Raw genomic sequence first — 12312 nt, 5'->3', positions numbered from 1 at the left:
TATATGTCCCAGTAGCTCAGCTGGATAGAGCAACGGCCTTCTAAGCCGTCGGTCGGGAGTTCGAATCTCTCCTGGGACGCTAAAGATCCTCTTGCATGGGCAAGGGGATTTTTATTTTACACGCTCAGCTGGATAGAGCACGTCTGATTGAGCTTCATCGAATAAACATCAGCGTACCGCACGAGCTGCATCATGAATAAGCAAGCTGAGTGCGGGACGACAAAGCCTTCTAAGCCGTCGGTCGGGAGTTCGAATCTCTCCTGGGACGCTAAAGATCCTCTTGCATGGGCAAGGGGATTTTTTTGTTTAGTCAAAAAATGTTCAAATTTTTTATATCCTTTCTTTTCCTTGATATATCAATTATGTAAGCGTATACATAACGTTTTGACTAATCTAAATAATCAAAAAATTCAATGAAATAGTATTGACTGTTCTCGTAAATGAGCGTATGATAATTTTCAAATAAATCTAACAAAAGTCGTAATCAACAGAAGAGGCAAGAGACGGCGAACAGGGGAAGAGGGGAAAAGCATTGAGTGAACAGTGGATTTTTCTAAACGATGAATTTGTGACAAAAGAAAATGCAAAAATCTCTGTATACGATCACGGTTTTCTTTATGGGGATGGGGTGTTTGAAGGCATTCGTGTATATAGCGGTAATGTGTTTCGTATGAAAGAGCATATTGACCGTTTATACAATTCAGCGAAATCCATTTTGTTAAACATTCCCTACACAAAAGAAGAATTAACAAATATTATCGTTGAGACGGTGCAAAAAAACGGCTTTGAAGATGCGTATATTCGTGTCATTGTGTCGCGTGGTGTTGGTGATCTTGGACTCGATCCGTACAAATGTCCGAAGCCGCAAGTTGTTGTTATCGTTGAACCGCTCGCGATCTTCCCAAAACATTTGTATGAAACAGGCATTGAAGTAATTACTGTAGCGACAAGACGGAATCGTCCAGATGTACTAAGCCCAAAAGTAAAATCTTTAAACTACTTAAATAACGTATTAGTCCGAATTGAAGCACACTTAGCAAACGTCAGCGAAGCGCTCATGCTCAATGACCAAGGATATGTGGCTGAAGGGTCAGCTGACAACGTGTTCATCGTTAAAAATGGCGTGTTATATACACCACCAGGATATGTCGGGGCGCTTGAAGGCATTACGCGCGATGCGATTATCGACATCGCTAAAGATCTCGGCTATGTCGTCAAAGAAGAACCGTTTACTCGTCACGATGTGTACACAGCAGATGAAGTGTTTTTAACGGGAACCGCAGCAGAAGTGATTGCGGTCGTTAAGGTCGATGGTCGTGTTATCGGTGACGGAGTGCCAGGCGAACATACGAAACGATTGTTAGAAGAGTTTCGTAAGCGTGTTGTTTCTGAAGGTGTAAAAGTATATGCTTCACAAAATGTCAATGCTGGGTAACAAATCAATAAAGAAAAAGCGTTGAAGAGGATAAGTAGCTGACGGGTTAGGCATCCACAGAGAGCCGGGGTAGCTGAAAACCGGTGATGTCTCCGTTTGTGAACTCCCCTCGGAGCGCCGTCCTGAACGATCGACTCTAGTAGGGACGGACGGGTGCACGTCACTCGTTATTAAAACGAGCGATGCGACGATCGTCGCGCGCTCCTGAGGTGGCTTTGCCACGAAGAAGGGTGGTACCGCGGGAAGGATGCAAGCCTTTTCGCCCCTTTGGTCCGCACGGACTGATGGAGGGGTGAGAAGGCTTTTCTTATTTCACATTTCTTTTAGGGGTGAAAAAATGGCAGCGAATATGAAAGTGAAAGAAAGAGTGGCAAAAAAACAAACGTTATGTGGAGCACTTATGTTGATCGAGGCGCTCAAGGCAGAGAATGTGAAGGTGATTTTCGGTTATCCAGGAGGAGCTGTATTACCAATTTACGACAAATTGTATGAGTCGGGTGTGTTTCATGTGCTCACGCGTCACGAACAAGGTGCGATTCATGCGGCAGAAGGATATGCGCGCATCTCTGGAAAACCAGGTGTCGTTATTGCGACATCGGGACCGGGTGCGACAAATATTGTGACAGGTTTAACGGATGCGATGATGGACTCCATTCCGCTCGTCGTTTTCACAGGGCAAGTCGCATCAAGCGTCATCGGTTCGGATGCCTTTCAAGAAGCGGATGTGCTCGGCATTACCATGCCAATTACAAAACATAGTTACCAAGTACGCGATGTACACGAGCTGCCAAAAATCATTAAAGAAGCGTTTCATATCGCAACGACTGGACGTCCGGGACCTGTATTAATCGATATTCCAAAAGATATGGCTGTTGCAGAAGCAGAGTTTGACTATGAACAAGATGTGCAGTTGCCAGGTTATCAGCCAACTACAAAACCGAATCATTTACAAATTCGCAAACTTGTCGAGGCGGTCAGTCAAGCGAAACGACCGGTCATTTTAGCCGGAGCAGGTGTTCTTCATGCGAATGCTCATGAACAGTTAAAACAATACGCTGAACAACAACATATTCCAGTAATTCACACGCTCTTAGGGCTTGGTGGATTTCCTGCTGATCATCCATTATTTCTTGGAATGGCGGGAATGCATGGGACGTACACAGCAAACATGGCGCTATACGAATGTGATTTGCTCATTAATGTCGGCGCGCGATTTGATGATCGGGTCACTGGCAATTTAGCACATTTTGCACCGAAAGCGACAGTTGCCCATATTGACATTGATCCAGCAGAAATCGGAAAAAATGTATCGACAAAAATTCCAATTGTTGGCGATGCGAAAGAAGCGCTTATTCAACTTATTGAACAAAATGGAAAACGACCAGATGTATCGGATTGGCTTAAACAGTTGAACGAATGGAAACGGGAATATCCACTTATGTATAAACGTGAACCAGGTGTATTAAAACCGCAACGGCTCATTGAAATGATTCATGAATATACAAACGGTGAAGCCGTTGTCACAACGGATGTTGGTCAACATCAAATGTGGGTGGCTCAATATTATAAATTTAAACAGCCGCATCGCTGGGTGACATCCGGTGGGTTAGGAACGATGGGATTTGGATTGCCAGCGGCAATCGGAGCGCAATTGGCACAGCCAGAGGCAACGGTCGTATCGATCGTTGGTGACGGTGGGTTCCAAATGACGTTACAAGAGCTATCTGTCATTCAAGAGCTAAATTTGCCGATTAAAATTGTCATTGTCAACAATCAGGCGCTCGGTATGGTTCGTCAATGGCAAGAAATTTTTTACGAAAAACGATATTCTCATTCCCTCATTCCGAATCAACCAGATTTCGTTCGCTTAGCAGAAGCATATGGGATGAAAGCGATGCGTGCAACGACCGAAGAAGAGGCGGAATACGTATTGAAAGAAGCGCTTGCGACAAATGCGCCAGTTTTACTTGATTTTCACGTTTGTCCAGGTGAAAACGTATATCCGATGGTTGCGCCTGGAAAAGGATTACATGAGATGGTGGGGGTGAAATGGTGAAGCGCATTATTACAATGACGGTAAATAATCGTCCGGGCGTGTTAAATCGTATTACAGGTTTATTTACAAAGCGACATTACAACATTGAAAGTATTACAGTTGGTCATACCGAATCAGAAGGCATTTCACGTATGACGTTTGTCGTCAATGTAGAGGATGAACGCATTGCCGAACAAATTACAAAACAACTGAACAAACAGATTGACGTATTAAAAGTGGTTGATATTACTGATCAAGCGATTATTGTTCGAGAGCTTGCTTTAATTAAAGTGGCGGTTACCCCAGCGACGCGCGGCGAAATTTATACGCTCATTGAACCGTTTCGTGCAACGATTGTCGATGTAGCACGCGATAGTCTCGTCGTTCAAGTGACAGGTGAACCAGAAAAAATTGACGCGCTTATCGACTTATTAAAGCCATACGGATTAAAGGAAGTCGCAAGAACAGGAACAACAGCGTTTCCGCGCGGTTCACAACGCGCATCATCAACAAATAAATCACTATTTATTATTTAAAAGGAGAGGATTTTATTATGGTAAAAGTATATTACAATGGCGACGCAAACGAAGCTTACATTCAAGGGAAAAAAGTAGCAATTATCGGATACGGTTCTCAAGGCCATGCGCATGCACAAAACTTACGTGATAGCGGTGTTGAGGTGATTATCGGGCTACGAAAAGGGAAGTCTTGGGAAAAAGCAGAGCAAGATGGCTTTGTCGTCTTGCCTGTCAGTGAAGCGACAAAACAAGCTGACGTTGTGATGATTTTACTTCCAGATGAACATCAACCGAAAGTATATAAAGAAGAAATTGCACCAAACTTACAGCCAGGCAATGCGCTCGTGTTTGCGCACGGATTTAATATTCACTTCAATCAAATCGTTCCGCCAAGCGATGTTGACGTCTTTTTAGTTGCACCAAAGGGTCCTGGGCATTTAGTGCGTCGCACATATACAGAAGGGGCTGGTGTGCCGGCATTAATTGCCATTTATCAAGATGTGACTGGTGAAGCAAAAGAAACAGCGCTTGCGTATGCGAAAGCGATCGGTTCCGCTCGGGCAGGTGTGATTGAAACAACGTTTAAAGAAGAAACAGAAACGGATTTATTTGGTGAACAAGCGGTTCTTTGCGGTGGATTAACTGCCCTTGTCAAAGCAGGATTTGAAACGCTTGTTGAAGCAGGATATCAACCAGAAATTGCATATTTTGAATGTTTACACGAGTTAAAGCTGATCGTTGATTTAATGTATGAAGGTGGCTTGGCAGGCATGCGTTATTCAATCTCTGATACAGCACAATGGGGCGACTTTGTGACAGGGCCACGCATCATTAACGATGCAGTAAAAGCGGAAATGAAAAAAGTGCTTGAAGATATTCAAACGGGCAAGTTTGCGAAAGGGTGGATTTTAGAAAACGAAGCGAATCGTCCAGAGTTTAACGCGATCAACCGTCGGGAAAACGAACATTTAATTGAAGTTGTTGGGCGCGAATTACGAAAAATGATGCCGTTTGTCAACGCTAAACAGAAAGATGTGGTGACGGTCGGTGCGAAAAATTAACATTTTTGATACGACGTTGCGTGATGGTGAGCAGTCGGCTGGCGTCAATTTAAACTTGCATGAAAAGCTAGAAATTGCTCGGCAGCTAGAGCGCCTCGGTGTTGATATCATCGAGGCGGGATTTCCTGCCGCATCAAAAGGTGATTTTCAAGCTGTTCAAGCGATCGCACAAACGGTTCGTAACTGTTCAGTCACAGGTCTTTCACGCTCGGTTCAATCCGATATTGATGCGGCATGGGAAGCGTTAAAGGACGGAGCAGAGCCACGTTTACACGTATTTATTGCAACGTCACCTATTCATATGCAATATAAATTGCGAATGACACCCGAACAAGTCGTTGAAACAGCTGTCGAATCTGTTCGTTATGCGAAAAAATATTTTCCGATTGTGCAATGGTCAGCAGAAGATGCATGTCGAAGCGATCTTCCGTTCCTTGCAACGATTGTTGAGAAAGTCATTGAAGCTGGCGCAAACGTCATTAATATTCCAGATACGGTCGGTTATATTACCCCAAAACAATATGGTGACATATTCTCTTTTTTAAAGAAAAATGTTCGTAATATTGAAAAAATTAGTTTATCTGCACATTGCCATGATGATTTAGGTATGGCGGTCGCGAACTCGCTTGCGGCCATTGAAGCAGGGGCGACACAAATTGAAGGAACGATTAACGGCATTGGGGAACGAGCAGGCAATGCGGCCATTGAAGAGGTGGCGGTCGCGCTTTATATACGAAAAGATTACTATCAAGCAGAGACGCGCTTGAACTTGCAAGAAATTAAACGCACGAGCAGTTTAGTCAGCAAGTTAACAGGAATGATTGTTCCGCCAAATAAGGCGATCGTCGGCAAAAACGCTTTTGCTCATGAATCGGGCATTCATCAAGATGGTGTGTTAAAGGAGAAAACAACGTACGAAATTATTTCTCCACAGCTCGTTGGGGTGCAATCAAACTCGATGGTACTTGGAAAACATTCCGGACGCCATGCGTTTCGTACGCGCATTCAAGAACTTGGTTATTCGTTGACAGAAGAAGAAGTGAACCGTTTATTCGCTCGCTTTAAAGATTTAGCAGATAAAAAGAAAGACATTACCGATGATGATTTAATTGCACTCATTTTAGATGAAAAGCTAGACATGTATAAAAACTTTTATCAATTATGTTCGATTCAAGTGCAATACGGAACAAATCAAATCCCAACGGCAGTTGTTGTATTGAAAGATGGAGAAGGAAACGACATCCAAGAAGCAGCGACAGGGGCTGGTAGCGTTGAAGCGCTGTATAACGCTTTAGAAAAAGCGTTGCAAATACCGGTGACGTTGCTCGATTATCGCATTGAATCGGTTGGGAGTGGACGTGATGCGTTAGCGCAAGTATATGTGAAAGTATCGCTCGATAGGAAAGAAGCGAGCGGTCGGGGAACGGCACAAGATGTGCTAGAAGCATCAGCAAAAGCATATATTCATGCGGTTAATCGCATGTTTGTTATTGAAAAGATGAAAGAAGAACAAGCGCTTGCCGCGCAATAACAAAGGGGGATATTTTTATGTATCGTATCGCTGTGTTACCAGGGGATGGCATTGGAAAAGAAGTGACAAGAGGAGCGGTAAAAGTATTGCAAGCAATTAGTGATCGTTTCGGTCATACGTTTCAGTTCTCATACGGTTTGATTGGCGGAGAAGCGATTGACCGTGAAGGAACGCCGCTTCCAGAACAAACGCTTCACATGTGCAAACAAAGCGATGCGGTATTGCTCGGTGCGGTCGGAGGACCGAAATGGGACAAAAATCCGCCGCATGTTCGTCCTGAAAAAGGATTATTGCAAATTCGGAAAGAAATGAATTTGTTTGCTAATGTTCGTCCTGTTACGTTTTATGAAAGTTTAGCAGCGTCTTCACCGCTTAAACCGCATGTCATTGAAGGAGCAGATTTTGTGATCGTACGTGAGTTAACCGGAGGCTTATATTTCGGGAAACCGAGTGAACGCCACGTTGAAAAAGGCGAAGAAGCGGTTGTTGACACGTTGTTTTATAAACGCGCAGAAATCGAGCGGATTATTACGTTTGCTTTTACGCTTGCGCAAAAACGAAAGAAAAAAGTAACATCGGTGGATAAAGCGAACGTGTTAGAATCAAGCCGCATGTGGCGAGAAGTAGCCGAGCAAGTGGCTAAACGTTTTCCAGACGTTCAACTTGAACATATGCTCGTCGATAATGCTGCGATGCAGCTCGTCCGCTCGCCAAAACAGTTTGATGTCATCGTAACTGAAAATATGTTCGGTGATATTTTAAGCGATGAAGCATCGATGTTAACTGGTTCACTTGGCATGCTTCCATCGGCTAGCTTATCCGTTGACGGCCCAGCGTTGTATGAGCCGATTCACGGTTCGGCTCCAGATATTGCAGGAAAAAACAAAGCGAATCCACTTGCAACGATTTTGTCAGCAGCGATGATGCTTCGTCTATCATTCGGTCTGACAGAAGAGGCGGATGTCATCGAACAAGTGGTGAAACAAGTGTTAAATGCTGGGTATCGTACAGCAGACATCGCCCAACATGGAGATTTTGTATTATCAACGACAGAAATGGTCGAAAAAGTAAAAGATGCCATTTTAGATGATGTAGCTATTGAACGAATTATGCAAGTGTATGTGTAGGAGGGGTTGAATTGGCGCCAAAGACGATTATTGAGAAAATTTGGGATGAACACGTCGTTTATCGTGAAGATGGGAAACCCGATTTATTATATATTGATTTACATCTCGTTCATGAAGTGACATCGCCGCAAGCGTTTGAAGGATTGCGACAAAAAGGAAGAAAAGTGCGTCGCCCAGATTTAACATTTGCGACGATGGATCATAACGTTCCAACGATTAATCGGTCCGTTGTTGAAGATGAAGTGGCGAAAAATCAAATGACAGCATTGGAGCGGAACTGTCGTGAGTTCGGCGTTCCGCTTGCCGACTTAAACAGTCCAGAACAAGGGATTGTTCATGTCATCGGTCCAGAACTCGGGTTGACACAGCCTGGGAAAACCATTGTGTGTGGAGATAGCCATACGTCTACACATGGCGCTTTTGGGGCATTAGCGTTCGGGATCGGAACGAGCGAAGTCGAACACGTATTAGCGACGCAAACGTTATGGCAACATCGTCCAAAGACGATGCAAGTGAACGTTACGGGATCGTTAGCACCAGGCGTATCAGCAAAAGACGTCATTTTAGCGATCATTGGCAAGTTTGGAGTTGATTTTGGCACAGGCTACGTGCTTGAGTTTACAGGCGATGTTATTCGTCGGATGTCGATGGAAGAGCGGATGACAATTTGCAATATGTCGATTGAAGCAGGGGCACGAGCTGGGTTAATTGCCCCAGATGATGTGACGTTTGCATATTTAAAAGAGAGAAAATATGCACCGAAAGGAGAAGCGTTTGAACAGGCAGTTGAAAAGTGGAAGCAGTTATGCACAGATGAAGGAGCGGTATATGATCGTGTCGTTCATATTGATGGAAGTGAAATTGCTCCAACAGTGACATGGGGCACAACGCCAGCAATGAGCTCTCCGATCGATGGAACTGTTCCAGATCCGAACGAATTTGCGACAGAAACAGAGAGAAAAGCTGTACAGTTAGCGTTGCAATATATGGGATTAAAGCCAGGAACGAAAATGACGGATATTGCGGTGCAACATGTGTTTATCGGATCATGCACAAACTCGCGCATAAGCGACTTACGGGAAGCAGCGCAAATTGTAAAAGGAAAAAAAGTCGCACCGGGCGTCAGAGCGCTCGTCGTTCCGGGCTCACAACAAGTAAAAAAGCAGGCAGAAGAAGAAGGAATTGCTCAAACGTTTATTGACACAGGCTTTGAATGGCGCGATTCTGGCTGTAGCATGTGTCTTGGAATGAATCCAGATACTGTTCCAGCAGGGGAACATTGCGCCTCAACGTCAAACCGCAATTTCGAAGGGAGACAAGGAAAAGGAGCGCGCACGCATCTCGTGAGTCCAGCAATGGCAGCCGCGGCTGCGATTTACGGGCATTTTGTCGATGTGCGTACATTGTATAAAGAAGTGGTAAGATAGGAGGGAAAAAGTTGGAACCATTCGTCGTTCATAAAGGAAAAGTGGCTGGCTTAGATCGAGCAAATATCGATACGGATCAAATTATTCCGAAACAATTTTTAAAACGAATTGAACGCACCGGATTTGGTCAATTTCTTTTTTACGATTGGCGTTATTTGTCGGACGGAACACCAAACCCACATTTTGAGTTAAACCGTCCTGAAAACGAAGGCGCGACCATTTTAGTCGCAAATGAAAATTTCGGATGTGGTTCATCGCGCGAACACGCTCCTTGGGCGCTTGCGGATTACGGATTTCGTGCCATTATTGCTCCTTCATTTGCTGATATTTTTTACAACAACTGTTTGAAAAATAGTTTACTTCCTATTAAACTTCCAAAAGAAGACGTCGCTTATTTGTTAAAACAAGCGGAACGGGCAGATTACGAACTAACGATTTCGCTTGAACAACAAGTCGTTTTTGATGATGAAGGGTTTACAAGCTCGTTCGACATCGATCCTTATCGAAAACAGCTCCTTTTAAAAGGTTGGGACGAAATTGATTTAACGTTCGTGTATGAACCATATATTATCGCCTACGAAAAAGCACGCTCTTGACATTTTGTCGAGGGCGTTTTTCGTTGAATTTATTCGCAAACATTGCTAAACTGAAAGGCAAATGTGAACGAAGGTGAGTATATGTGAAAAATCGAAAAATCGTTCCACATCCTTATTTAAAAGAGCGATTGTTGGCAGAAGGGATGGAAGCGTTAAAAGGAAAGCGATATAAAGAAGCGTATACGTATTTCGTGCAGTTAGAACAACTTCAATGGCATGATGATGATGTACAAATGGCGCTTGTTGTTTGTTTATTTGAAATGGGACAGATCGAAGAAGCGAAAGAAAGATGTGAACAACTGTTAGAGCGCGGCAGCGGGGATTGGGCCGTATACATTTCGATGCTCGTCCATTTACAACAATACGACGAGGTGGTTGCAGTTATTCACAAAATTCAACGAAAAGGAATCGATTGCACTCCATTTTTACCGCTTTTACAGTTTAGTGAAAAAATGATTCGTTCACAGTACGAACAACAAGCAAAACAATATGAAGCCATTTTTGAAAGCGAACAATGGTCAAAACAATTGCGCATTCTTCACCAATTAGATTCGCCCATCGTTTTGCGCATTGTTCCGATATTTGCTCGCTATTTGTGTGATGAAACAAAACACCCGATTGTAAAGACGACCATGTTGCACATATTAAAGAAAGAACAAGTGACAGAGCCGATAACCGTAAAAAAATTTGGTCAAACGATGACCGTTGTTCCAGCCGAGCTTGATGAGCAAAAACAAAACGATTGGATTGAACAAGTGCTTGATATTGTCGAACAAACGTGGGCGAAACAAAACCCGACAATGTATGAATGGGGCAAACAAATATGGCTTCGTTACATGTTTGTGATGTATCCATTTCTCCCAACAGAATCGGTACAACAATGGGTGAATGCGCTATACACATATATCGAGCAATGTGAAATGGGACAGACGATATCGACAAGTCCGCTCGTTTCCAAACTTTATGAAGTAGAAAAATTATGGCTCTCTGTTGAAAGTATATGATTGTATGGTATAATATAGTGGTTGTATTACACATAAAACCGTGTATGCCTACATATATGTAGTTCATTTACATGAATTTTTATTTTTGAAGTTGGAGGGAAAGAAGCATGTCGGCGAAATGGGAAAAACTCGAAGGCAACCAAGGCGTTCTTACAGTAGAAGTAGACGCTGAAAAAGTGAATGAAGGATTAGATGAAGCGTTTAAAAAAGTAGTGAAAAAAGTACAAATTCCAGGATTTCGTAAAGGAAAAATTCCTCGCTCTCTATTTGAAAAACGTTTCGGCGTTGAGTCATTATACGCAGATGCGTTAGATATTTTATTGCCAGAGGCATACGCAAAAGCTGTCGAAGAAACAGGTATTGAGCCAGTTGATCGTCCAGAAATCGACGTCGAGCAAATGGAAAAAGGAAAAAGCTTAATTTTCACTGCAAAAGTAACTGTGAAGCCAGAGGTTACACTTGGCCAATATAAAGGTCTTGAAGTTGAAAAATTGGACGATACTGTAACAGACGAAGATGTGGAGCAAGAATTAAAACGCCTGCAAGAGCGTCATGCTGAGCTTGTTGTGAAAGAAGAAGGAACGGTAGAAAACGGTGATACAGTCGTCATCGATTTTGAAGGATTTGTTGATGGTGAAGCGTTTGAAGGCGGTAAAGCGGAAAACTATTCACTTGTCATCGGTTCAGGCACATTTATCCCAGGATTTGAAGAACAATTAATTGGCATGGCTGCTGGAGAAGAAAAAGATATTGAAGTAACATTCCCAGAAGAATATCATGCAGAGCAATTAGCTGGTAAACCAGCGGTGTTCAAAATTAAATTGCATGAAATTAAAACAAAACAACTTCCAGCACTTGACGACGAATTTGCCAAAGACGTAGATGAAGAAGTCGAAACGTTAGATGCATTGAAAGAAAAAATTAAAGAGCGCTTAACAAACGAGAAAAAAGAAGAAGCAGAAGCAGCACTTCGCGACGCGGTTGTTCAAAAGGCGACAGAAAATGCACAAATGGACATTCCAGAAGTGATGGTGAAAAATGAAACAGATCGCATGATTCGCGAGTTTGAACAACGTTTACAAATGCAAGGATTAAACCTTGACTTATACTATCAATTCTCTGGACAAGATGAAGCAGCACTTCGCGAACAAATGAAAGAAGAAGCAGAAAAACGCGTTCGTGTAACGTTGACGCTTGAAGCGATTGTGAAAGCAGAAAACATCGATGTTACAGAAGAAGAAGTAGAGAAAGAATTGCAAGAAATGGCAAGTATTTACAACTTATCTGTTGATAAGTTAAAAGAGCTTCTAGGCACATTAGATGGCTTAAAAGAAGACTTAAAAATGCGCAAAGCAATCGATTTCCTTGTTGAAAACAGCAAAGTTGTTGCATAATGAAAAGAGAAAGAACAAGGTGCCTCACGTGCCTTGTTCTTTCCACATATAGTAACATACAAAAGTTTTCTAACTTTTCACACACATTTGTATTTTTGTTGGCATACTTTCAAAGATTTATGATAAAATGACGAATACATAACGTTTTTCATTTTTATGTACATATGATCGTAGAGGAATAAGG

At 42.8% G+C, this 12312-nt stretch carries 10 protein-coding genes, 1 tRNA gene and 1 other annotated feature; all 11 genes read left to right on the top strand.

What is annotated here, in order from left to right; translation table 11 throughout:
* Positions 1-5: 5 nt before the first annotated feature.
* A tRNA-Arg gene (locus LD028_RS16415) sits at positions 6-79 on the top strand.
* A gap of 453 nt (positions 80-532) precedes the next feature.
* Entirely contained in the window at positions 533-1435 is a 903-nt protein-coding gene (gene ilvE / locus LD028_RS16410; protein WP_004889176.1) for a branched-chain-amino-acid transaminase, read from the top strand.
* 12 nt (positions 1436-1447) lie between these two features.
* Positions 1448-1705 (top strand) — a binding site (T-box leader).
* A 67-nt stretch (positions 1706-1772) separates the two neighbouring features.
* Positions 1773-3491: an acetolactate synthase large subunit gene (ilvB, locus tag LD028_RS16405; RefSeq protein ID WP_237812398.1), complete on the top strand. Its 1719-nt coding sequence runs from the start codon at positions 1773-1775 to the stop codon at positions 3489-3491.
* Complete coding sequence (gene ilvN, locus LD028_RS16400; protein WP_237812397.1) at positions 3488-4006, top strand: acetolactate synthase small subunit; 519 nt, start codon at positions 3488-3490, stop codon at positions 4004-4006. Before ilvB ends, ilvN begins: the two co-directional genes overlap by 4 nt.
* A 17-nt stretch (positions 4007-4023) precedes the next feature.
* On the top strand, positions 4024-5049 hold the full coding sequence (gene ilvC / locus LD028_RS16395; protein ID WP_171700478.1) for a ketol-acid reductoisomerase: 1026 nt from the start codon (positions 4024-4026) through the stop codon (positions 5047-5049).
* The gene (locus tag LD028_RS16390; protein WP_077427957.1) at positions 5036-6580 is read left to right on the top strand and encodes a 2-isopropylmalate synthase; all 1545 of its coding nucleotides are present in this window, start codon (positions 5036-5038) and stop codon (positions 6578-6580) included. The genes ilvC and LD028_RS16390 overlap by 14 nt, the downstream gene beginning before the upstream one ends.
* Positions 6581-6597: 17 nt before the next feature.
* Positions 6598-7707 (top strand): 3-isopropylmalate dehydrogenase, encoded by a 1110-nt coding sequence (gene leuB, locus LD028_RS16385; RefSeq protein WP_237812396.1) that lies wholly within the window; start codon positions 6598-6600, stop codon positions 7705-7707.
* Between the two features lie 11 nt (positions 7708-7718).
* A complete protein-coding gene (gene leuC, locus LD028_RS16380; RefSeq protein ID WP_237812395.1) occupies positions 7719-9134 on the top strand; it encodes a 3-isopropylmalate dehydratase large subunit in 1416 nt (471 codons plus the stop codon).
* Positions 9135-9145: 11 nt separating this feature from the next.
* Complete coding sequence (gene leuD / locus LD028_RS16375; protein ID WP_006320363.1) at positions 9146-9730, top strand: 3-isopropylmalate dehydratase small subunit; 585 nt, start codon at positions 9146-9148, stop codon at positions 9728-9730.
* A gap of 83 nt (positions 9731-9813) precedes the next feature.
* Positions 9814-10734, top strand: a complete 921-nt coding sequence (locus LD028_RS16370; protein ID WP_237812394.1) for a DUF3196 family protein — start codon at positions 9814-9816, stop codon at positions 10732-10734.
* A 107-nt stretch (positions 10735-10841) separates the two neighbouring features.
* Complete coding sequence (gene tig, locus LD028_RS16365; RefSeq protein ID WP_237812393.1) at positions 10842-12128, top strand: trigger factor; 1287 nt, start codon at positions 10842-10844, stop codon at positions 12126-12128.
* Positions 12129-12312 lie beyond the last annotated feature (184 nt).

The sequence above is a fragment of the Anoxybacillus sp. LAT27 genome, from assembly GCF_022030075.1.
Lineage (GTDB): Bacteria > Bacillota > Bacilli > Bacillales > Anoxybacillaceae > Anoxybacillus > Anoxybacillus kestanbolensis.
The sequence above is the reverse complement of the archived record's forward strand: the minus strand, read 5'-3'. Positions and strand labels throughout refer to the sequence as shown.